The sequence below is a fragment of the Streptomyces sp. NPDC002490 genome (assembly GCF_040296045.1).
GTDB lineage: Bacteria > Actinomycetota > Actinomycetes > Streptomycetales > Streptomycetaceae > Streptomyces.
On the sequence record NZ_JBEOWM010000032.1, the window covers coordinates 1 to 21,865 of the forward strand.

Here is a 21,865-nt window from a genome sequence, read left to right on the forward strand (position 1 = left end):
CGCCCATCTTCGACCTCGTCGACTACGGAGTCGTCGGCGACCTCTTCACCGTCCTGCCCCAACTCACCGAAGAGATCACCCGACGCAAGGACTGAGCCACCCCCGACCCCACACGGGGGCGGCAGGCACAGCACAGCACAGCACGGCACGGCACAGCGCCGGGAAGCGGACACCCCGAGGGGCGAGGCCCACGCGACCACCACGGTCACGCGGACCCCGCCCCGTCGGGGACGGATCCGTAGCCGTTCCGACACGCCCTCGTCGACATCCACGCAAGTCCGGGCGCTACCGTTCTGCGGCATGGGGGACGACGACACGAACACGGGCGCCAGAACCGCGCCTTGTGCGTTCTGCGGGCGGCGGATCGTTCAACTCCGGCGCTGGTACCGGAAGCGGCACTGCAATCCCACGTGCTACCGCCGCGCCGTGCAGGAGTCGTTCTTCGGGAACCTGTTCCGCTGAGACGTCATGCCGGGCCCCGCCGACCGGTTCGGCGGGACCCGGCGGGGCGTCGGGCCGTCCGCCCCGCGCGGACGGGGTAACTCGGTGGCGCGTCCACCCCGGTGGGGGTGACCATGCGCTACATGAGTGATCGACCCACCCGATGGACCCGAGCGACCGTCTACCCCGACATGTGGGCGGACCCGAACGACGATCCGCGCAACAGCGCGGGCCCCGGCCCGGACGGCGAGCTCGCGACGTTGCGGGACTACCTCAAGGACTACCGCCTCACCCTGCGCATGAAGTGCGAGGGCCTGGACGCGGAGCAGCTGGCCCGCCGATCGGTGCCGCCGTCGACCATGTCGTTGCTCGGCCTGGTGCGGCACCTCGCGGAGGTGGAGCGCGACTGGCGCAACTGGATCGTGGAGGGGGACCCACTGCCGAAGCTGTACGGCGAGCGGGACGCCGACTTCGACGGAGCCGTCGCCGAACAGGCCGTGGTCGACGCGGCGTACGGCGACCTGGAGCGGGAACAGGCCGCTACCGACGCCCTGCTGGCCCGGTATCCGGACCTCGGCGAACGGGTGGGCAAGGACGCCGTGTCGATACGGGAGCTGTTGGTGCACAGGATCGAGGAGTACGCCCGTCACTGTGGGCACGCGGACCTGTTGCGCGAGTGCGTCGACGGACGGGTGGGCCAATGAAGGACCGGGAAGCGGGAGTTCCCGGTGCTGTGACCGCAGAGGTTCGCCGGGGTGGACGATCACGCTCTGGATCTGACCTGTGAAGACGGAACCTAGACCGGCTCCGGGGGGATCTCCCCGGAGCCCCGGGCCACGAGCCGGGTCGGCAGCACGACCCGCTCGGGCGGCAGGGCCGAGCCCGCCGCCAACCTGGTGAACAGCCGTTCCGCGGCGATGCGTCCCAGGCGTGCGGCGTCCTGGGCGACCGCGGTGAGTCCGGGGGTGAGCAGTTCGGCCAGCTCCACGTCGTCGAACCCGACCAGGGCCACGGGACGCCGCCAGCCGGCCAGGACCCGGATGACGGTCACGGTCACGCGGTTGTTGCCGGTGAAGAGGGCCGTGACCGGTTCGGTCCCGGTGAGCATGGCCTCGGCGGCGACGCGGACCCGTTCGGGCGCGGTCGGCCCGAGCGAGGTCCACGGTTCCGCTACGGGTATCCCCGCGTCCGCCATGGCGGCGAGGTAGCCGCGCAACCGCTCCTCCGTCGTGTGGACGCTCGGTTGGTCGCCGATGAAACCGATCCGCCGGTGCCCGTGCGCGATCAGATGGGCCACGCCCGCGCGGGCCCCGCCGTAGTTGTCCGACAGCACGGTGTCGGCCTCGATCCCGCCCGCCGGACGGTCCACGAACACCGTGGCGACGCCCGCCTTGAGTTCGGGTTCCAGGTACCGGTGGTCCTGACCGGCCGGGATCATCAACAGCCCGTCCACCCGTCGAGCGCACAACGAGAGCGCCAGGTCCCGTTCGCGTGCGGGGTCCTGGGCGCTGGAGCCGTTGATGAGCAGTGCGTCGTGTTCGCGGGCCACCTCCTCCACGGCGCGGGACAGCGGACCGTAGAAGGGGTCGGCGAGGTCCTCCAGTACGAGTCCGACGGTGGAAGTGCGCCCCTTGCGCAGCACCCGTGCGCTGTCGTTCCGGCGGAAGCCCAGGGCGTCGATGGCCTCCTGGACCCGGCGCCCGGTGTCCGGGGTCACCCCCGGCTCGCCGTTGACCACGCGGGAAACCGTCTTGAGACCGACCCCTGCACGGGTGGCCACGTCCTTCATGGTCGGACGATTGCCGTATCGGGTGTCGGCGCTGCGGGCGATATCCGTCACTATGCGGTGTCCTGTCCTGTCGTCACGTCGCCGTGGCGGGTGGGTGGCGTTGAGCATAGGGCCTGGACAACGTTGTCAGTCCCGGTGAAACTGACCCACGCCCTTCGGACGGCTGCCCCGGGAGGACCGACACGGATGCACACCGACCTCGTCGCCGCGCTCGACATCGGCGGAACGAAGATCGCCGCTGCCCTGGTGGACGGCCGGGGCCGGATCAGGGCGCGGGCCCGGCGCCCCACCCCGCAGGGGGCGGACGGCGCGACCGTGCTGGAGGCGGTGGCGGAGGCGTTGGGGGAGTTGACCCGGTCCCCGGCGTGGCCGACCGTGCGAGCGGTCGGCATCGGAAGCGCCGGCCCCGTCGACGCCGCGGCGGGCACCGTCAGCCCCGTCAACATCCCCGGGTGGCGGGAGTACCCCCTGGTGGAACGGCTCGGGGCGCTGACCGGGGAGCTGCCCGTCACCCTGGTCGGCGACGGAGTGGCCATGACGGCGGCCGAACACTGGCTGGGTGCCGCCAGTGGCCGTGACCATGTGCTCTGCATGGTGGTGTCCACCGGCGTCGGCGGCGGACTGGTGCTCGGCGGGCGACTGCACCCCGGTCCCACCGGCAACGCGGGCCACATCGGGCACATCTGCGTGGACGTGGACGGCGAGCGGTGCGCATGCGGGGGACGCGGCTGCGTGGAGCGGCTCGCGAGCGGACCGGGCATCGTCCACCGTGCTCTGACCGACGGTTGGCGGCCGGCACCGGGCACCGGGGCGACCGCCGCCGCGGTCGCCGCCGCCGCCCGGGCCGGCGATCCGGTGGCCCGCGCGGCGTTCGGGCAGGCCGCCAGGGCGTTGGCGGCCGCGATCGCGGCGACCGCGACGCTGGTGGAGATCGAGGTCGCCGTCATCGGCGGCGGGGTGGCCCGGGCGGGGGAGGTGCTGTTCGCACCGCTGCGTCGTGCACTGCCGGAGTACGCCGCGCTGTCGTTCGTCCGGCGGCTCGCGGTAGTGCCGGCCCGGCTCGGTACGGACGCCGGCCTGGTCGGGGCGGCGGCAGCGGCCCTGGCCGCCGGTGGCGCGGCGGAGTTCGGTCCGGCACCCCGGGGCGGGCCCCGTCCGGGCTCCCCCTGACCGCCCTGTTGCGGGCCGCATCGGCACCGCGGGCACCCGGGGTGCGCGGAGCGGGGCCTTCCGCCCCGAGCCAGTCATAGGTGTCTGAACTGCGGGTAGGTCACCCTCGGCGCATCCTGGTTTCCGTGGCAGGGTGTTGCGGGCACGCCACAGGGGCCACACATCAGAGGGGGAACCGTGATCGTTTGGATCAACGGTGCATTCGGCGCGGGGAAGACGACCACTGCACGGGAACTGATCGAGTTGATCCCCAACAGCATGCTCTTCGACCCCGAGTTGATCGGCGGCGCACTGCCCCGGCTGCTGCCGCCCAAGCACCTCGCCGAGGTCACCGACTACCAGGACCTGGCGATCTGGCGCCGGTTGGTGGTGGACACCGCTGCGGCCCTGCTCGCGGAGGTCGGGGGTGTGCTGGTGGTGCCGATGACCCTGCTCCGGCAGGACTACCGGGACGAGGTCTTCGGGGGGCTCGCCTCCCGGCGGATCCCGGTGCGCCATGTGGTGCTCGCCCCGGCCGAAACGATCCTGCGGGCACGGATCGACCAGCGGGAGGTTCCGCCCGGTGAGGAGGACGGGGAGACCCGCGTCCGTCAGTGGAGCCGGGACCACGTCGAGCCCTATCTGACCGCCCTCGGCGACTGGCTCGCCACCGACGCCCACCTCGTCGACAACGGCAGGCTGAGCCCGCACGAGACCGCCGTGCGGATCGCGGAAGCGGTCCGCACGGACGCCGCACCCGTCGTCGACATCGTCCAGACCCCGCAACCCACCGCCGAGACCGTGGCCGCCGGGGTGCTCCTCTTCGACGACCGGGACCGGGTCCTCCTGGTCGATCCCACGTACAAGGCGGGCTGGGAGTTCCCCGGCGGCGTGGTGGAGCCGGGCGAAGCGCCGGCCCGGGCCGGGCTGCGCGAGGTGGAGGAGGAGACCGGCCTCCGGCTCGACGCCGTGCCCCGGCTCCTCCTCGTCGACTGGGAACCCCCCGCCCCGCCCCGCTACGGCGGGCTGCGCCTGCTGTTCGACGGAGGCCGTCTGGACCGGGGGAGAACGGAGCGCCTCGTGCTGCCCGACACCGAACTGCGGGACTGTCGCTTCGTCACCGAGGCCGAGGCGGAAGGTCTGTTGCCCCCCGAACGGTACGCCCGTCTCCTGTGGGCGCTGCGCGCCCGTGAGCGCGGGGCGGCCGTGTACCTGGAGGCGGGCGTCCCCGTGTAGCGGGCGGCAAGCGGTGCGCGGGGGTGCGGGAGAGGAACACCGCACCCGCCGCGCCCGCGGTCAGCCCTGCTGCGCGTACTCCGTCAGGAACAGCGCCTCTGCCAGGGCCAGCCGCTCCAACTCCTGTGGAGCGACGCTCTCGTTGGCCGCGTGGATGCGGGCCTCCGGTTCGCTCAGCCCGATCAGCAGGATCTCCGCCTGCGGGTAGAGGGCGGCGAGGGTGTTGCACAGCGGGATCGAGCCCCCCTGCCCGGCGAACTGCATCTGCTGGCCCGGATAGGCCGTGGCCATCGCCGTGGCCATGGCCCCGTACGCCGGGCTGGACGTGTCCGCGCGGAACGGCTGTCCCTCGCCGGCCTGCTCCACCCGCACCCGCGCACCCCACGGGGTGCGGGCCTCGATGTGGGCGGCCAGCAGTCGGGTCGCCTCGGCGGCGTCGGTGCCCGGCGGCACCCGCAGGCTCACCAGGGCCCGGGCCCGGGCCTGCACCGACGGCGTCGCCTCCGCCACCGAGGGGCAGTCGATGCCCAGCACCGTCACCGCGGGCCGGGCCCAGAGGCGGTCGGCGACCGTGCCCGAGCCGATCAGCTCCACCCCGTCCAGGACGTGGGCGTCCGCACGGAAGGACTCCTCGGGGTAGTCGATGCCCTCCCAACCGCCCGTGCCCGGGAGCCCGTCCACGGTGGTCGACCCGTCCGGTGCGCGCAGCGAGTCCAGCACGCGGATCAACGCGGCCAGGGCGTCCGGGGCCGCACCGCCGAACTGGCCCGAGTGCAGGTTGCCCTCCAGCGTCTCCATGTCGACCCGGACCAGCGTCATCCCGCGCAGGATGGTCGTCGCGGTCGGCAGGCCCGTCCGGAAGTTGCCGGCGTCACCGATGACGATGCTGTCGGCGCGCAGCAGTTCGGGGTGCTGCTCGGCGTACCGTTCGAGGCCGCCGGTGCCCTGCTCCTCCGAGCCCTCGACGATGATCTTCACCCCCACCGGGACGCCCCCGTTCGCCCTCAGCGCCCGGAGCGCCACCAGGTGCATGACCAGGCCGCCCTTGCAGTCCGCGGCGCCCCGCCCGTACCAGCGGCCGTCCCGCTCGGTCAGTTCGAAGGGCGGGGTCAGCCACGCCGATGCGTCGAGCGGCGGCTGCACGTCGTAGTGCGCGTACAGCAGGACCGTGGGCGCGCCCTCGGGTCCGGGCAGATGGCCGTACACCGACTGGGTGCCGTCCGGCGTGTCGAGGACGGCCACGTCCTGGAAGCCCTCGGCGCGCAGCGCCTCGGTGATCCAGCGGGCGGCGGCCTCGCTCTCCTCCCTCGGGAAGTGGGCGAAGTCCGCGACCGAGCGGAAGGCCACCAACTCGGCGAGGTCCGCACGGGCCCCCGGCATGAGCGAGGCGACGGTGGCGGCGAGCGGATCTGGGGACATGGGCGCGCTCCTGGTGGGTGCGAGTACGGGTGCCTGGGGTACGGGCGGGTGCCGCGGTGCTGCGGGGACGGCCCGTGCCGTGTCGATCGTGTGCACGTATCGGGCGCCGACGATCCTCCCACAGGAGCGAGTGCCCACGACCGCCGTAGGATGCCCGGTGGAAGCGCGGCAAGCTGTGGGATCGGAGCGGTAGACCAACGTGAGCAGCGAGAACACTTCGGACGAGGCCCGTCACGTCTGGGACGTGGTCGTGGTCGGGGCGGGACCCGCGGGGGCCTCCGCCGCCTATGCGGCGGCCGTGGCGGGACGCAGCGTCCTGGTGCTGGAGAAGGCCGAACTGCCCCGCTACAAGACGTGCGGCGGCGGCATCATCGGCCCCTCGCGCGACGCGCTGCCCCCCGGCTTCGACCTGCCCTTCCAGGACCGGGTGAACGCGGTCACCTTCACCCTCGACGGGCGGTTCGCCCGGACCAGGAAGTCCCGGCACACCCTGTTCGGTCTGATCAACCGCCCCGAGTTCGACCAGCAACTGGTGGAGCACGCGCAGAAGGCGGGCGCGGAGCTGCGCACCGGGGCCACGGTCACCCGGGTCGAGCAGCACGGCACGGCGGTGCCCGACCGGCGGACGGTCGCGGTCGTCCTCCAGGGCGGTGAGACGCTCCTGGCCCGCGCGGTCGTCGGCGCGGACGGCAGTGCCAGCCGCATAGGTGCGCACGTCGGGGTGAAGCTCGACCAGGTCGATCTGGGTCTGGAGGCCGAGATCCCGGTTCCTCCGACCGTCGCCGAGGACTGGAAGGGTCGGGTCCTGATCGACTGGGGCCCCCTGCCCGGGAGTTACGGCTGGGTGTTCCCCAAGGGGGACACCCTGACCGTGGGGGTCATCTCCGCCCGCGGCGACGGCGCCGCGACCAAGCGCTACCTGGAGGACTTCGTCGCCCGACTGGGGCTCGCCGGGTTCGAGCCCAGCGTCTCCTCGGGGCACCTCACCCGGTGCCGCAGCGATGACTCGCCGCTGTCCCGGGGACGGGTGCTGGTCTGCGGCGACGCGGCCGGGCTGCTGGAGCCGTGGACCCGGGAGGGCATCTCCTTCGCCCTGCGCTCGGGACGGCTCGCGGGGGAGTGGGCGGTGCGCATCGCCGAGGCGCACGACGCGGTCGACGCCCGGCGACAGGCCCTCAACTACGCGTTCGCCGTGAAGGCGGGCCTCGGCGTCGAGATGAGCGTGGGCAAACGGATGATGGGGCTGTTCGAGCGTCGCCCGGGGATGCTGCACGCCGCGCTGACCGGTTTCCGCCCCGCCTGGAAGGCGTTCACCCGGATCACCCGGGGCACCACCACCCTCGGCGAGATCGTCCGGACCCATCCGGTGGCGGGTCGGGTGCTGTCCTCGCTGGACCGCTGAGCGGACGGGCGGGGGCGCTCTGCGTCCGGGCCGGCCGCGGGCGTCCCCGGAGCGGCTGAGCCGGCCGCGCACGGTGGGGCGCCCGTCCCGGCCGGCGGACGCCGGGGCGCCTCGGTTTCCCGGTGGTGCGGGGCGGCGTTCGGCGAGGTCGCGGAGGGGGTGCGGGGCCGGTGGCCCAGTGGCCGGAATGCGGGAGCGGGCGACCGCACGGGGTGGGACCATCGGAGCGGGACCCCGGCCGGACGACGGGTTCCGGGTGGGCGCGAGCCTGCCGCTGGTGCTGCCAGATCCCTGCCCGTCGAGCCGCCCCGGGAGGGCCAAGTGATCCGCGTACTGCTCGCCGATGACCAGGCCCGGGTGCGGGCGGGGCTCCGGGCGGTGTTGGACGCACCGTCGGACATCGCCGTGGTGGGCGAGGCCGTCGACGGGGAGGCGGCGGTGCGCGGGGTGCGGGAACTGAGGCCCGACGTGGTGCTCATGGACGTCCGGATGCCCCGGCTCGACGGCCTCGCGGCCACCCGGAGCCTGGTGCGGGACCCGCGTGCACGGGCCGCCCGGGTCGTCATGCTGACCACCTTCGCACTGGACGAGTACGTCTTCGAGGCGATTCGCGCAGGGGCCTCCGGCTTCCTGGTGAAGGACGCCGGGGCGGAGGAACTGGTGTGCTCGGTGCGGACGGTGGCCGCGGGCAACGCCCTGCTGTCGCCCGCGGTGACCCGGCGGCTGATCGCGGAGTTCGCCGCGCGTTCCCGGGAATCGGCCGCGACCGTCTCGTCGGCCTCGCTCACCGATCGGGAACGCGAGGTGATGGCCTTGGTGGGCAGGGGACTGTCGAACGAGGACATCGCCCGTCGACTGGTCGTCAGTCCGCTCGCGGCCCGGACCCATGTCAGTCGGACGATGGTGAAGCTGGGGGTCCGGGAACGTGCCCAACTCGTCCTCCTCGCCTACGAGTCGGGGGTCGTGGGGCCCGGCTGGCCGGGGTAGCGGCTGCCGGGCCGGCGCGGCGGGGGGAACCGCTTCGGGGACGGTTTCCGGCATGAGGAAGTTCTCATCCGCAATCGCGCCCCTCGGGCGCCGGTCACCGGGGGCTCCCCCCGTCCCAACGGGGACGATGTCGGTCGGTGGCGTCGTGCAGGAGAAGCGCCCCGGCGGTCATGAATCGGCCAGCTCTCGAACCGACCTCGCAAGCGGGCTCCTCCCTCACCCACCCCCTGCTACGGTTGCCCGCCATGACCGTGAAGTCCTCCGAACACCCCCTCGTGGACCGCTGGCGGGAGATCCTGACGCTGCACGCCCGCACCATGTGCGAGTTGGACCGGGAGCTCCACCGACATGGCCTGGGCGTCAGCGACTTCGAAGTGCTCGACGTCCTCGCGGAGTACGAGGAAGCGGGCAGAGTCGGCGCGCACCGCATCCAGGAGATCGCGGTGCGCGTCCACCTGAGCCAGAGCGCGCTGTCCCGACTGATCGTCAGACTGGAAAGAGACGGTCTGGTGGAGCGCGGCATGTGCGCGCGGGACCGCCGTGGTGTCCAGGTGCGGTTGACGGCCAAGGGGCGGGAGACGCACGCGGGGGCACTGCCGGTGCAGCGCGCGGTGCTCGGGCGGACGCTGCGGGGGGCGTGAGCGCGAGCCCGTCCCCTTGTGTCCGCCGCCTCCCCCCGGTGCGGGCAGCCCGGGCGGCGAGGCGTGGCCCCGGCACGGCGACGGAGGGCCCCGGAGCGGAGCCTGAGGGAGGTGACCGGGGCGGGGCCGCAGGTCAGACCGCCAGGACCGTGATGCCCGCCTCCTCGAAACGGGCCACCTGCTCCGGGTCGGCGGCCCGGTCGGTGATCAGTGCGTCCACCCCGCGTGCAGGCCGGATGTGGGCGAACGCCCGGGTGCCGAGCTTGCTGGAGTCGGCGACCACGACCACCCGCTCGGCCCGCTCGCACAGCAGCCGGTTGGTGGCGGCCTCGCCCTCGTGGTGCGCCGCCGCGCCGTGCAGCGCGTCGAAGGCGACGACCCCCAGCACCGCCACGTCCACGCTGAGTTGCCGCAACACCGTGTCGGCCAGCGGGCCGGTCAACTCGTAGGACTGGGGGCGGGCCACACCTCCGGTCAGCACGATCTTGAACTGCGGTCGGACCGCCAGCTCGTTGGCGATGTTCAGCGCATTGGTGACGATCGTCAGGGCGGGGGAGCCGCTGGCGAGGTCGGGGCGGACCGCGAGGGCCCGGGCCACCTCGGTGGTGGTGGTGCCGCCGGTGAGGCCGACCGCCTCCCCGGGGGCGATCAGCCCCGCCGCGGCCTCCGCGATCCGCTGCTTCTCCGGCGCCCGGCGCGCCGACTTGTAGCGCAGGGGGAGTTCGTACGAAACGCCGTGCAGCACGGCTCCGCCCCGGGTGCGCACCAGCATCTGCTGCTCGGCCAGCTGGTCGAAGTCACGTCGGATCGTCGCGGCCGAAACCGACAGCGCGGTGGCGGCCTCTTCCACGTCGAGGCGCCCGTGCTCCACCAGGAGATCCAGCAGGGCCTTCCAGCGGGCGTCGCGGGACATCGGCATGCTCCGTTCGGTCTCCCCCGGGGCGCCCGGTGCGGCCCGGTACGCCGGACGTACTCGTCGGGGTGACCCTAGCGCAGATTCACCCGCCCGAATTGCTTGAAGATGCTTGAAACTCGGCTGTATCTTGCAAAAACAAGCATCCAGGGAGAGGGATAGCCGGCATGAGCCATGTCGAGAACGAACTGAACAGCCAGCCCGAGTGCTGGACCCGTGCCGCGGCACTGGCCCCCGAGCACGGCTCCGCGCTGCCGGCACCCGGCGAGCGCGTCGCCCTCGTCGGCTGCGGCACCTCGCTGTTCATGGCCCAGGCCGCCGCCGCCCTGCGCGAGGGCGCAGGCCAGGGCGAGACCGACGCCTTCGCCGCCTCCGAGTTCCCCCGCCACCGCAGCTACGACCGCGTCGTGGCGCTCACCCGCTCCGGCACCACCAGCGAGGTACTGGAACTGCTCGCGGCACTGCGCGGCGGTCCCCGCACCACGGCGATCACCGCCGACCCCGAGACCCCGGTGATGGCCGCCGCCGACGAGGTCGTGGTCCTCGACTTCGCCGACGAGAAGTCCGTCGTGCAGACCCGCTTCGCCACCACCGCGCTGACGCTGCTGCGCGCCCACGTCGGACGGCACACGGACGCCGTGGTCGCCGACGCCCGCACCGCCCTGGCCGAACCGCTGCCGGAAGGGCTCGTCGACCGCACCCAGTTCACCTTCCTGGGGCGCGACTGGACCGTCGGCCTCGCCAACGAGGCCGGACTGAAGATGCGCGAGGCGGCCCTGGCCTGGACCGAGGCCTACCCGGCGATGGAGTACCGGCACGGCCCGATCAGCATCACCACCGCGTCCACCGCCACCTGGATGATCGGCGAGGCACCGGACGGCCTGGCCGAGCAGGTCCGGGCCACCGGCGGCCAGTGGGTGGCCGGCACGCTCGACCCGCTGGCCGAACTCGTGCGGGCACAGCGCCTGGCGGTCGCCCTCGCCGGGGTCCGCGGACTCGACCCCGACAGCCCCCGTCACCTCAGCCGCTCGGTGATCCTCGCCACCACCCCCTGACCGGGCGCGCCGCCCCCGTGAATCCGCGCCCGGGGGCGGCGCGTCCTCCGGCGCCGCCGGACCGAAGCAAGCGAACGAACAGGAAAGGAGGGGCCCGTGCCCCTCGCAGCAACCGGCCACCTCGTCGCCCAGGCCGCCGCCGCCCGCTCCGCAGTCGCCGCGTTCAACGTCATCACCTTGGAACACGTGGAGGCGGTCGTCACCGGAGCGGAGGCGGCGAACGCCCCCGTCGTACTCCAGATCAGCGAGAACGCCGTCAAGTTCCGCTACGGACGGCTGCTCCCGCTGGCCCGTGCCGCCGTCGCCGCCGCCGAGGCCGCCGCCGTCCCCGTCGCACTCCACCTGGACCACGTCCAGAGCGACGAACTGCTGCGCCGGGCCCATGACGCCGGTTTCAGTTCCGTCATGTACGACGCGGCGCGCCTGCCCTACGCCGAGAACCTCGCCGCGACCCGGGCCGCGGCGGAGTGGGGCCACCGGCGCGGGCTGTGGGTCGAAGCCGAACTCGGGCAGGTCGGTGGGAAGGGCGGCGAACCCCCGCTGGACGCCCACGCCCCCGGTGCCCGCACCGACCCCGCCGAGGCCGTGCGGTTCGTCGCCGACTCCGGCGTCGACGGGCTCGCCGTCGCCGTCGGCAGCTCGCACGCGATGACCAGCCGCACCGCCGTCCTCGACCACGCCCTGCTGGCCGACCTGGCCGGCGCCTTGGCGGTCCCGCTCGTCCTGCACGGTTCGTCCGGAGTGCCCGACGAGGAACTGCGCCGGGCCGTCACCGGGGGGATCGCCAAGGTCAACGTGGGCACCGCGCTGAACGCGGCGATGACCCTGGCCATCCGGGACTTCCTCGCCGCGCACCCCGAGGCCGTCGACACCCGCACCTACCTGAGCGTGGGCCGGGAGGCGATGGCGGCCACCGTACGGGAGCTGATCACCGTACTGCGTTCGGCGCCCGCGCCCGCCGCCGTCTGAGCCCGGGCACGGGCACGACCGGGTTCCGGACGGGATCGTGACCGATGTCGCACGCTCAGTATCCCCGCAGTCGCGGTGGGCATATGCTGAGTGGCCCTAGCGAGGGGAATGCGGCATGCCGTCAGACGCCAAGATCCTCATCGTCGCCGACCATGAGGACACGCTCTACGCGCTGGAGAGCGCGCTGTCCCCGCTCACTCACGACGTCGTCTGCGCCATGAGCGGTGACGCGGCACTGAAGGAAGTCCTGAGAGGAAACACCGGCCTGCTGCTGCTCGACCTCCGGGTCCCCGACGTCAGCGGCCTGGAGGTCGTCCGCTACATGCGGCGGGTCGAACAGACCCAGTACATACCCATCGTGTTGGTCACCGGGTTCGGACCCGATGCGGTCCTGTCCTCCGCCGCGTTCCGGCTCGGCGTGGCGGACCTCGTCCCCAAACCCGTCGATCCTTGGGCCCTGCGCACCAAGGTGAGCTTCCTCTTCCGTACCCACCAACGACTGCGCACCCTGGAGGGCGAACTGCGCGACCTGCGCTCACGGGCCCCGGCGCGGACCGTGTCCGTGCCGCCCCGGACCCGCGGACCGCACCTCGCCGACCCGATCCTGCCGGCCCCGCGGGAGTTACCGCTCCGACCGGACTCGGCCCCGCAGAGCGGCTGAACCCGCCTCCGCGGTCCGGGCCCGCGACCCGGACCCGGACCACGGAGCGCGCCGGCACGGACACCCGTGCACCAGGAGCCGGTCACCCCGGGCCGGAGGCCCGAGGCGCGCCGATCATGACAGACTCGCCCCCATGAGCGGCAAGACGGCACCGAGGTCAGCGGGCGACGCGGTCGCACGCACCCGGCTCGAACGGGGGCGGGGTGCACTCGGCCCCGCGCTGGAACTCGTCCACACCGGCCGGGCACCCACCCGGGCCGTCCTCACCGCGGAACTGGGCGTCACCCGGGCCACCGCCGGCGCGGTGGCCGCGGAACTCGAATCCCTCGGACTGATCAGGGTGGACTCCCACCCCAGTGCGGCCAGCGGTTCCCAGGGCCGCCCCTCGCACCGCCTCCACCTCGCGGACGACGGGCCCGTGGTGCTCGCCGCGCAGGTCCACTCCGACGGCTTCCGGGCCGCGCTCGTCGGGCTCGGCGGTCACCTCGTGGCCACCGCGCCCGGCTGCGGAACGGTCGGTGCGGGCTTCGTCGACGTCCTCGACCAGGTCGTCACGGCCGGGGCGGAACTGCTCGCCGCCGCCGGGCGGCGCTGCGTCGGCGCCGGCCTCTCCGTGCCGTCCGCGGTCGCCGAACCCGAGGGCACCGCCCTCAACCCGCTGCACCTGCCCTGGCCCCCGGGGGCCCCGGTCCGGGAGGCGTTCGCCGAGCGGGTGCGCGCGGCGGGCATCACCGGGCCCGCGCTCGCGGGCAACGACGTCAACCTCGCCGCGCTCGCCGAACACCGGCACGGCGCCGGGCGGGGCGCCCGGGACCTGCTCTGCGTGGCCACCGGACACACCGGGGTCGGCGGCGCCCTGGTCCTCGACGGCAAGCTGCACACCGGCTCCGCCGGCCTCGCCCTGGAGGTCGGCCACCTGAGGGTGGACCCGGACGGACGGCCCTGCCACTGCGGGGGGCGCGGCTGTCTGGACGTGGAGACCAATCCGCTGGCCTTCCTCGCCGCGGCGGGCCGCACCCCGGGGCCGGAGGTCTCCCTCCTCCGGCAGGCGGAGGAACTCCTCCGCGACGGGTACGCCGAGGTCGCGGTCCGCACCGCAGCCGAGCGGTTGATCGACCGTCTCGGCCTCGGTCTCGCCGGACTGGTGAACATCCTCAACCCGGACCGGATCATCCTCGGCGGACTGCACAGGTCGCTGCTCGCGGCGGATCCCGAACGACTGCGGGCGGTCGTCGCCGACCGCAGCCTGTGGGGACGCAGCGGAGGGGTCCCCATCCTGCCGTGCGTCCTGGACCACAACAGCCTGGTCGGCGCCGCCGAACTGGCCTGGCAGCCCGTCCTGGACGACCCGCTGGCCGCCCTCGCCTGACCCCGCCGGTCAGACCCGGGACGCCGACCGCCCCGCCGCACCGCGCGCGAAGCGGTCGGCGTGCAGCGGGCCCGCGTCGAGGGCGGGCGCACGCTCCAGGAACAGGTCCCGGACGACCTCCCCCACGGCCGGCGCCTGGAGCACTCCGTGCCCGGAGAACCCGGTCGCGTACAGGAAGTTGACGGGCGCGGTCGCCCGACCCACCAGCGCACGGCCGTCGGGGCTCATGTCGTACAGCCCGGCCCATCCGCCGCCGAGTCCCAGCCCGCGGAGCGCGGGCGCGCGGCGGGCCAGCGCCGTGGCCAGCCCGGGCAGCCAGGCGGGGGAGTAGCGGGTGTCGAAACCCGTCTCCCGGGCCGGTTCGGACATGCCGAGCAGCAGGCCCCGCCCCTCCTGGTGGAAGGAGAGCGAGGTGCTGCGGTCCACGGTGAACGGCACCGGCCGCGGCAGCTTCCCCAGCCGGGGCATCGGGCCGGTGCACAGCACCTGTCCGCGCACCGGGGCGACCGGCAGCGCCACCCCCACCAGGGCGCCCAGCTCCCGGGCCCAGGCCCCCGCGGCGCAGATCACCGCCCGCGTCGCGATCCGGCCCCGATCGGTGACGACCGTACGGATCTCGTCGCCCCGGTGCACGAAGTCCCGCACCGTCACCCCCGTGCACAGCCGGGCTCCCCGTCGGCGTGCCGCGTCCGCGTAGCCCCGCACCACCGATTCGGGGGCGCACTGTCCGTCGTCGGGGGAATGGACCGCGGCCAGCAGCCCTTCGGTACTGATCAGCGGACAGAGCCGGGACGCCTCCGCCGGGTCGATCATCCGGCTGTCCACACCGAGGGCTCGGCGCAGGGCGACGTCGCGGGTGCACGCGCGCACGTCGTCCGGCTCGGACAACAGGAGCAGGGAACCGGCCCGGCGCAAGCCGACCTCCCGGCCGGGCCGCTGCGGGAAGCGCGCGTAGGCAGCCATGCCGCGGGCCCCGAGCAGCACGCCCGGTTCGTCGGAGAGGCAGAGCCGCAGTCCGCCCGCCGCCTTGCAGGTCGAGCCGGAGCCCAGGGCGCCGCGCTCCACCAGCACCACGTCCGGCACCCCGGCCTCCACCAGGTGGAAGGCGATGCTGGTGCCGATCACCCCGCCGCCGATCACGACGACGGACGCCCGGCGCGGCAGCGGGGCCGCGGAGGCGACCGCCGTGGGTGCCGGGGCGGACGGGTGCGGGTGCGGGGCGGTGGGCAAGGGCGGGTCCTTCCCGGGCGGAGCGAGGGAGGTCGTCCCCATGGTCGCCCCGGGGCGGACCGCCGTCCACCGGGCCACGCCCACCGGGCGTGGTCCGAGGGTGAGCTGTCGGCCCGTCAGCCCGGTACGGGGTGGACGGGCGCGGGCCGGTCGCGGGGCACCTCGCCGACCCGCTCCCACCCGGGGCGGTCGGACACCACGGTGAGGTCCGCCCAGTCGTCGGGCACCCCGGGCGGCACCGCTTCGCAGCCGGCCCGCTCCCATGCCGCGGCCGGGGAGGGCGCGGCGGCCGGGAGGGTGAACCACACGACCTTGCCAGTGGTGCCCAGCGGCCGGGCGCCCCAGTCGGTGCTCATCGCGGCGATCAGCGCCAGCCCCCGTCCGCAGGTGTCGAGGGGGTCCGCCGGACGGACTTCCGGCAGCCGCGGATCCCGGTCCCGCACCGACACCTTCAGCCGGTCGAGGAGCCACGCCACCTCGACGGTGCAGGTCTTGTCGGGGCGGGCGTGGCGGTGAACGTTCGTCAGCAGCTCGGTGACGCCGAGCGACGCGTGGTCGATCAGTCCGTCCAGATGCCAGTAGCGCAGCTGGGCGGAGACGATTCTACGGATCTGGCCGATCCGGGACGGCAGGGCCTGTAGCTCCACCGTGCAGTGCCTGCTTGGCTCGCTGATCACGGCAACGACTCCCCGAATTGAGGTCCGGAAGAGGACGGAGTACCGATGCCAGCAGGGCGGTTCACCCACCACCGCCTGCTGCGTACCCGGCGGGCTGGTTCGCAGCGTCATCGCCGGTAAACCCTGAGTGACTTACCTGAGGTGAAACCAGCGTGACGCATGGGGCCAGGCGGCGCAACTCACCGTGGCCTCGACCACCGGGAGCGTGACGGCATCGGGTCGGCACGGGCGCACGCCCGCGCATCCGCAGACGGTCCCGGAGCGCCGACCGCCCTCACCACGACGGGGGGAGGTCGCGGCCCTTCGCGGAGCCCTCGTGCCGGCTGCCCGCGCGACGCACCGCCTCCACGAACCGGCGGGCGGTGGACCCGGCCGCCGGTGCGGTGTCCTCGGGAGCCGGTACGGCCGATTCCGCCGGGTGCGGGGACGGCTCCCCGCCCTCCATGGTGAGCACGTACCGGGTGCCGTTGACCTCGGCGTGGGCGCGCTCCCCGGAGGCGAACCAGGAGGTGCCCGCGCGCACCGTGGCCACCGGCGCGCTGTCGATCTCGCTGCCGTAGCTGGTGAGCAACTCCAGCCGGCCGTCCGTGATCCGGACCTGGCCGGCCCGGGTGAGGGAGCGCCGTCGCTTGTCGATGCGCACGCCCCGTGCCGTGAACTCCGCCTCCGCCGCCATGATCCCGCCCCTCGTTCCGCACCGCACGGACAACGCCCCGCACCAGCAGTGTGCTCCCCTTCGACCGAGTTGCGCCAGAGCGCGTCCAAGCTTGGCCTTGAGTCGCCCCAAGCAGTGTTTATGCAGGTGAGACGGGATGAAACGGCGCATATGATCGAGGCATAGAGCCTGCCGGACAGGCCGGTCCAACCGGTGCCCCGAGCGAGGGGACACGGAGGAGACGCGAGACACGATGAGCACCCCCCGAGCAACAGAACGTCACCACCCGTCGTCCCCACCCGATGCCCCGACGGCTGCCGAACTCGTCGTCGGCCCCCTCCCCACGCTCGACACGGACCGCTCCGATCCGGGGTACCGGGACTGGCTGAAAGAAGCCGTGCGCCGGGTGCAGGCGGACGCCAACCGGTCCGCCGACACCCATCTGTTGCGCTTCCCGCTCCCCGAGTCCTGGGGCATCGACCTGTACCTGAAGGACGAGTCGACCCACCCCACCGGAAGCCTCAAGCACCGGCTGGCCCGTTCGCTGTTCCTGTACGGGCTCTGCAACGGTTGGATCAGGCCCAAAGCCCCGGTCATCGAGGCGTCGAGCGGCTCGACGGCCGTCTCCGAGGCGTACTTCGCCAAGCTGATCGGCGTCCCCTTCATCGCCGTGATGCCCCGGACCACCAGCGCCGAGAAGTGCCGCCTGATCGAGTTCCACGGCGGCCGTTGCCACTTCGTCGACGACCCCCGCACCATGTACGAGGAGTCCGCCGCCCTCGCCCGGAAGACCGGCGGCCACTACATGGACCAGTTCACCTACGCCGAACGGGCCACCGACTGGCGCGGCAACAACAACATCGCCGAGTCGATCTACCGTCAGCTGGAACGGGAACGCTACCCGGAACCCGCCTGGATCGTGGCCACGGCGGGCACCGGCGGCACCTCCGCGACGATCGCCCGCTACGTCCACTACATGCAGTACGACACCCGGATCTGCGTCGCCGACCCGGAGAACTCCTGCTTCTACGACGGCTGGCGGACGGACGACCCGGACCTCACCACCGACCGGAGTTCGCGGATCGAGGGGATCGGCCGCCCCCGGATGGAACCCAGCTTCGTCCCGGGGGCCGTCGACCGGATGATGAAGGTCCCCGACGCGGCCTCCGTCGCTGCGGTCCGGGCCCTGGAGGACGCCCTCGGCCGCAAGGCGGGCGGCTCCACCGGCACCGGCCTGTGGAGCGCCCTGAAGATCGTCTCCGAACTGGTCGCCGAGGGCCGTACCGGCAGTGTCGTGACCATGTTGTGCGACCCCGGTGACCGCTACCTCGACAAGTACTACTCCGACGACTGGCTGGCCGAGCAGGGCCTGGACGTGGCCCCGTACCGGAAGGCGATCGACGCCCTGCTCACCACCGGACGGTGGACCTAGCCGGCCCGGGAGCCCCGGCCGCTCCCCTCTGCGGAACGTCCGCCCGCAGGGGGCCGCCTGCGGTGCTAGCCCTCGTTCCCCGGTCCGTCCGCCTCGTCCACCGGATCGTCCGAGCCGCCGGCGACGATCAACTCCGGGAGCACCTCGGCGATTTCCGACCGGGCGTCGGCGGACAGCCCGGCGTCCGTCACCAGGGTGTCGACCTGGTCGAGTGACGCGAACGAACTCAGGCCCACGGTGCCCCACTTGGTGTGGTCCGCCACCACGACCACGCGCCGGGCGGAGCGCACCAGCCGCCGGTTCGTCTCGGCCTCGGCGAGGTTCGGCGTCGACAGGCCCGCCCCCACCGATATGCCGTGCACCCCGAGGAACAGGACGTCGAAGTGGAGCGCGGCGATGGCCTGGTCGGCGACCGGGCCCACCAGCGAGTCCGACGGAGTGCGCACCCCGCCGGTGAGGACCACCGTCGCCAGCCCCTGCCGCTGGCCCGAGTTGCGGTGCGCCGCGTGGAAGACGTCGGCGACCCGCACCGAGTTGGTGACGACCGTCAACTCCGGTACGTCCAAGAGGTGGTGGGCCAGGGCGAAGGTGGTGGTGCCGCCGGAGAGGGCGATGGCGGTGCCCGGGGCCACCAGCTCGGCGGCGGCGCGGGCGATGTCCTCCTTGGCGGAGAGCTCCAACGCCGACTTCGCCTCGAAGCCCGGCTCGTGGGTGCTCGCCTCCACCACCGGCACGGCCCCACCGTGCACCTTCTCCAACACCCCCTGCCGGGCCAGTGCGTCCAGGTCGCGGCGGACCGTCATGTCCGAGACGCCGAGCTTGCGCGTGAGCTCGTTGACGCGGACCCCGCCCCGGCGTCGCACCTCGTCCACGATCAGGGCCCGACGCTGCTCCGCGAGGAGGTTCTGGTTCTCACTCACGCTCGCTCCGCCCCATTCGGCATTCGTCCGTCCTCACTGTGTGCCGGTTCGCTCTGCTCGCCTGACTCGTCGTCGCGCCGCACCACGCCCGCGCACCGGGCCGCCCCGGTGCACCACGAGTGGCGAGCACCGTACCGTGCGGGCGGCCGGGGGCCGGTCATCGACAGGTGCGGAACGCGGATGTGCCGACCGGCCGGTGGTGGTGCGGCGGCGGGGCGGGAGCGGACGATGTGGCTCCGCTCGGTGCTCACGCCATGACGTCTTCCCGGGAAGCGCGGAGCGCCCCGGAGCCCATCCTCCCACGGGGCACCGGGTGCCGTGGCGCGGGTGCACCCGGTGCCGCCCGTCCGCCGCCTCCGGCCCGTTCGTCGCCACCAACGAGGGAGATTCCGTGAGGAGAGGTGTACGGAGCCCCGGCGCGCGCGATCCTTGACAGGACGACACACGGACACACACGCCTCGGGGGAAGCGTATGAAGCGTGCTCGCAGAGAACCGTCGGACCCGTCATCCCGTGCGGCCGGCACCGCACTGGAACTCCTGGTGCACGGAGTGGGGGGCGCCAGCGCCCCGGAGCTCCTGAACGATCCCCGGACCGTCCGGGTCACCGGCGACGACACCGCCGCCGTCCACCGCCGGGCGGACGACCTGGACGCCGAGATCCGCCGCGACCGGGGCGAGGGCCCGGTGCCGGAGGCGTACGTCTGGTCGAACCTCACCTCCGGCAGCGGTGCCCGAGCGCTGTGGTTGCTCCTGCTGCCGTTCATGGTCGTGAACCTGGCGCACTGGATGCGTCCCGCCGCCGTGGGACGCCCCCGGGCCGTGCGCGCCTACGCACTGTGCGTCCGGCTGGCCGCACTGACCCTCACCGTGCTGTTGGTGGCCGCCGTCTGCGAGGTCGCCCTCGACCTGGCGGCCTGGCAGTGCGCGGGCGTCCGCGACTGCGCGGCGGAGCGGGCCTGGCTCGCGTTCTTCTCGCCCGAGCTCTCGCCCGGCGGTTGGTGGACCCCGCCGGGCCGGCGGCTGGTGGTCGGCGCGCTCCTCCCGACCGCCCTCACCGTCCTGCTCTGGTACCTCTCCCGCCGTACCTGGCGGGCGTACGAATCCCAGGAACCGCCGGAACCGGACGAGGACCCCGCTGCCGGGCCGCCCGACGCCCGGGAGCCGGAGCCGCGTTCCGACCCCGGTGCCGAGCGGGGTCCGCTGACCCGACCCGGATTCTGGTACGGGCGCCGGCTGGTGGCCCGGTTGAGGGCCGCGCACACCGCGGCCGCCCTGCTCACGGTGGCCGCCGCGATCACCGCGCCGGCGCTCCGCTTCGACCGTCGCCACGACGGGCCCGCGGCGCTGGACCTCCTCGGCGCCGCCGTCGGCGCGATCATCGCGGTCGTGGCGCTGCTGACCTGCGCCGTGGTCTGCCGCCGCGGTCGCAGCGAACGGCGGCTGGACCGTGAACTCGACGGGCCGCGGGTGCGGTTCCTGCCGGTGGCGGCGGCCGGGGCGCTCGTCCTGTCGGCCGGATACGCGAGCTGGTCCCGTCCGGGGTGGAGCTCCGAGGGCCGCCTCCTGGGAGACCAGGCGTTCGGCGCGCTGATGGTGGTCCAGTGGGCCCTGGTCCTGGCGCTCGCGGTCATCGCCCGCATCCTGTACCGCACGGCGCCCGCACCGCGCACCGTCCTGGGCGGTCTCGCCGGCCCGGCGGTGACCGTGGTGGCCTGCGCCCTGGCCGGCGTGTTGGCCGGTGGCGGCGCACAGCGCGCCGCGAGCTGGCTGGACGTCGGCACCGGCCCCGCCGTCGGCGGTCCGCCGGTCCTGCTGGGCTGGCACGCCGCGGTGCTGGTGCCGTTGTTGCTGGTGGTGCTGGCAGTCCTGTTGGGATTCGGTGTCGGGGCGGTGCGCCGGACCGGGACGGAGGTCGACGGGGTGCGCACCGACTACCCGGACGAACAGGAACACCGGCCGTCCGCCGATCCGTCGCGGGCCGGACCGGAGGACACCGACCGGGCCCGTGCCATCGCCCGCGCCCGGTCCTGGGCGGAACTCACCGACCGGGCACCGGCCGTCATCGGGACGCTCGCGGCGGGAACCCTGGTGTGCGGGGCGGGCGCCCTCCTCGGGGCCTGGGTCACCCGGGAGCCGCCGGGGCGCGCCCTGTCGACGGCGCCCGAACCGCTCGCCCGAGCCGTGGAGTTGGCCCAGGAGGCGGGTTCGTGGCTGGCGGGCGCGGGGTTCCTGCTGCTCGCGTTGAGCGCCCGGCGCGCGTACCGGGACCCGAAGGCCCGGCGCACCATCGGCATCCTGTGGGACGTGGGGACCTTCTGGCCGCGCGCCGCCCACCCGTTCGCGCCGCCCTGCTACGCGGAGCGCGCCGTGCCGGACCTCATCTGGCGGGTGCAGACCTGGACCCGCCGGACCCGGGGTCGGCTCGTCCTCTCCGGCCACTCCCAGGGCAGCGTGCTGGCCGCGGCGGCGGCCTGGCAACTCGCCCCCGACATCCGGGGGCGGGTGGCCCTGCTCACCTACGGCTCGCCGCTGGAACGCCTGTACGGACGCTGGTTCCCGTCCTGTTTCGGCCCCGAGTCCCTCGCCGAACTCCACCGCGACGTGCACTGCTGGCGCAACCTCCACCGGCGTACCGACCCGATCGGGGGTCCCGTCCTGCTGGCCGGCGAACACGGCCGCGCGGTGGACGGCACCCCGTTGCAGGACCCCCTCGCCTACGGCCGCACCCCCGGCCACCCGCTGCCCGCGCCGATCCTCGGACACTTCCAGTACCAGGCCGATCCGGCGTTCGCCGAGGCGCGCGCCCGGTTGCTGGACCGCTTGCAGGCGCCGGTCGTGCCCGCTCCCCGGCACCGCACGGACCGGGGTCACCACCGGCCGGTGCCGCAGGAGCGGGCGGACTGACCCGACGGCCGGCCC

General features: G+C 73.9%; 19 protein-coding genes. 12 read left to right on the forward strand and 7 right to left on the reverse strand.

The features are described from left to right. Positions 1 to 575 precede the first annotated feature (575 nt). Positions 576 to 1,145 carry a DinB family protein gene (locus ABT092_RS20480; protein ID WP_351245819.1) on the forward strand — a complete coding sequence of 190 codons (570 nt, stop codon included), beginning with the start codon at positions 576 to 578 and terminating at the stop codon, positions 1,143 to 1,145. Positions 1,146 to 1,237: 92 nt separating this feature from the next. On the opposite strand, the gene ABT092_RS20485 is transcribed toward ABT092_RS20480, so the two are convergent. Then, complete coding sequence (locus tag ABT092_RS20485) at positions 1,238 to 2,338, reverse strand: LacI family DNA-binding transcriptional regulator (protein WP_351245821.1); 1,101 nt, start codon at positions 2,336 to 2,338, stop codon at positions 1,238 to 1,240. Between the two features lie 78 nt (positions 2,339 to 2,416). Between ABT092_RS20485 and ABT092_RS20490 the strand changes: the two genes are divergently transcribed. Together ABT092_RS20490 and ABT092_RS20495 are read left to right on the forward strand one after the other, a co-directional pair. After that, on the forward strand, positions 2,417 to 3,400 hold the full coding sequence (locus tag ABT092_RS20490) for an ROK family protein (protein WP_351245823.1): 984 nt from the start codon (positions 2,417 to 2,419) through the stop codon (positions 3,398 to 3,400). Positions 3,401 to 3,577: 177 nt separating this feature from the next. After that, positions 3,578 to 4,615: an NUDIX hydrolase gene (locus ABT092_RS20495; RefSeq protein ID WP_351245825.1), complete on the forward strand. Its 1,038-nt coding sequence runs from the start codon at positions 3,578 to 3,580 to the stop codon at positions 4,613 to 4,615. Positions 4,616 to 4,675: 60 nt separating this feature from the next. Here ABT092_RS20495 and ABT092_RS20500 read toward each other — a convergent pair whose 3' ends face one another. Next, entirely contained in the window at positions 4,676 to 6,034 is a 1,359-nt protein-coding gene (locus tag ABT092_RS20500; protein ID WP_351245827.1) for a dipeptidase, read from the reverse strand. A 199-nt stretch (positions 6,035 to 6,233) separates the two neighbouring features. Between ABT092_RS20500 and ABT092_RS20505 the strand changes: the two genes are divergently transcribed. From ABT092_RS20505 to ABT092_RS20520, 3 genes are all read left to right on the forward strand, one after another. Continuing rightward, the gene (locus ABT092_RS20505; RefSeq protein ID WP_351245829.1) at positions 6,234 to 7,436 is read left to right on the forward strand and encodes a geranylgeranyl reductase family protein; all 1,203 of its coding nucleotides are present in this window, start codon (positions 6,234 to 6,236) and stop codon (positions 7,434 to 7,436) included. Positions 7,437 to 7,757: 321 nt separating this feature from the next. Then, on the forward strand, positions 7,758 to 8,423 hold the full coding sequence (locus tag ABT092_RS20515; protein WP_351245831.1) for a response regulator: 666 nt from the start codon (positions 7,758 to 7,760) through the stop codon (positions 8,421 to 8,423). 245 nt (positions 8,424 to 8,668) lie between these two features. Beyond that, positions 8,669 to 9,064: a MarR family winged helix-turn-helix transcriptional regulator gene (locus ABT092_RS20520; RefSeq protein WP_351245833.1), complete on the forward strand. Its 396-nt coding sequence runs from the start codon at positions 8,669 to 8,671 to the stop codon at positions 9,062 to 9,064. 133 nt (positions 9,065 to 9,197) lie between these two features. On the opposite strand, the gene ABT092_RS20525 is transcribed toward ABT092_RS20520, so the two are convergent. Beyond that, positions 9,198 to 9,977: a DeoR/GlpR family DNA-binding transcription regulator gene (locus ABT092_RS20525; RefSeq protein ID WP_351245835.1), complete on the reverse strand. Its 780-nt coding sequence runs from the start codon at positions 9,975 to 9,977 to the stop codon at positions 9,198 to 9,200. A gap of 167 nt (positions 9,978 to 10,144) precedes the next feature. Between ABT092_RS20525 and ABT092_RS20530 the strand changes: the two genes are divergently transcribed. From ABT092_RS20530 to ABT092_RS20545, 4 genes are all read left to right on the forward strand, one after another. Next, positions 10,145 to 11,032 carry an SIS domain-containing protein gene (locus tag ABT092_RS20530; RefSeq protein ID WP_351245837.1) on the forward strand — a complete coding sequence of 296 codons (888 nt, stop codon included), beginning with the start codon at positions 10,145 to 10,147 and terminating at the stop codon, positions 11,030 to 11,032. A 96-nt stretch (positions 11,033 to 11,128) separates the two neighbouring features. After that, positions 11,129 to 12,001: a class II fructose-bisphosphate aldolase gene (locus ABT092_RS20535; protein WP_351245839.1), complete on the forward strand. Its 873-nt coding sequence runs from the start codon at positions 11,129 to 11,131 to the stop codon at positions 11,999 to 12,001. 115 nt (positions 12,002 to 12,116) lie between these two features. Next, positions 12,117 to 12,662 carry a response regulator gene (locus tag ABT092_RS20540; RefSeq protein ID WP_351245841.1) on the forward strand — a complete coding sequence of 182 codons (546 nt, stop codon included), beginning with the start codon at positions 12,117 to 12,119 and terminating at the stop codon, positions 12,660 to 12,662. 133 nt (positions 12,663 to 12,795) lie between these two features. After that, complete coding sequence (locus tag ABT092_RS20545; RefSeq protein WP_351245843.1) at positions 12,796 to 14,031, forward strand: ROK family protein; 1,236 nt, start codon at positions 12,796 to 12,798, stop codon at positions 14,029 to 14,031. 9 nt (positions 14,032 to 14,040) lie between these two features. Here the strand turns inward: ABT092_RS20545 and ABT092_RS20550 are convergent, their stop codons facing one another. From ABT092_RS20550 to ABT092_RS20560, 3 genes are all read right to left on the reverse strand, one after another. After that, positions 14,041 to 15,195, reverse strand: coding sequence for an NAD(P)/FAD-dependent oxidoreductase (locus ABT092_RS20550; protein WP_351245957.1), 1,155 nt, complete (start codon positions 15,193 to 15,195; stop codon positions 14,041 to 14,043). Positions 15,196 to 15,377: 182 nt separating this feature from the next. Then, a complete protein-coding gene (locus tag ABT092_RS20555; protein WP_351245845.1) occupies positions 15,378 to 15,938 on the reverse strand; it encodes an ATP-binding protein in 561 nt (186 codons plus the stop codon). A 274-nt stretch (positions 15,939 to 16,212) separates the two neighbouring features. Further along, positions 16,213 to 16,614: a hypothetical protein gene (locus ABT092_RS20560; RefSeq protein ID WP_351245847.1), complete on the reverse strand. Its 402-nt coding sequence runs from the start codon at positions 16,612 to 16,614 to the stop codon at positions 16,213 to 16,215. 232 nt (positions 16,615 to 16,846) lie between these two features. Here ABT092_RS20560 and cds1 point away from each other — a divergent pair, with 232 nt between their 5' ends. Then, positions 16,847 to 18,025, forward strand: a complete 1,179-nt coding sequence (gene cds1 / locus ABT092_RS20565) for an L-cysteine desulfhydrase Cds1 (RefSeq protein WP_351245849.1) — start codon at positions 16,847 to 16,849, stop codon at positions 18,023 to 18,025. 65 nt (positions 18,026 to 18,090) lie between these two features. Here the strand turns inward: cds1 and ABT092_RS20570 are convergent, their stop codons facing one another. Beyond that, positions 18,091 to 18,945: a DeoR/GlpR family DNA-binding transcription regulator gene (locus ABT092_RS20570; RefSeq protein ID WP_351245851.1), complete on the reverse strand. Its 855-nt coding sequence runs from the start codon at positions 18,943 to 18,945 to the stop codon at positions 18,091 to 18,093. Positions 18,946 to 19,417: 472 nt separating this feature from the next. Here ABT092_RS20570 and ABT092_RS20575 point away from each other — a divergent pair, with 472 nt between their 5' ends. Beyond that, entirely contained in the window at positions 19,418 to 21,850 is a 2,433-nt protein-coding gene (locus tag ABT092_RS20575) for a hypothetical protein (RefSeq protein WP_351245853.1), read from the forward strand. Positions 21,851 to 21,865 lie beyond the last annotated feature (15 nt).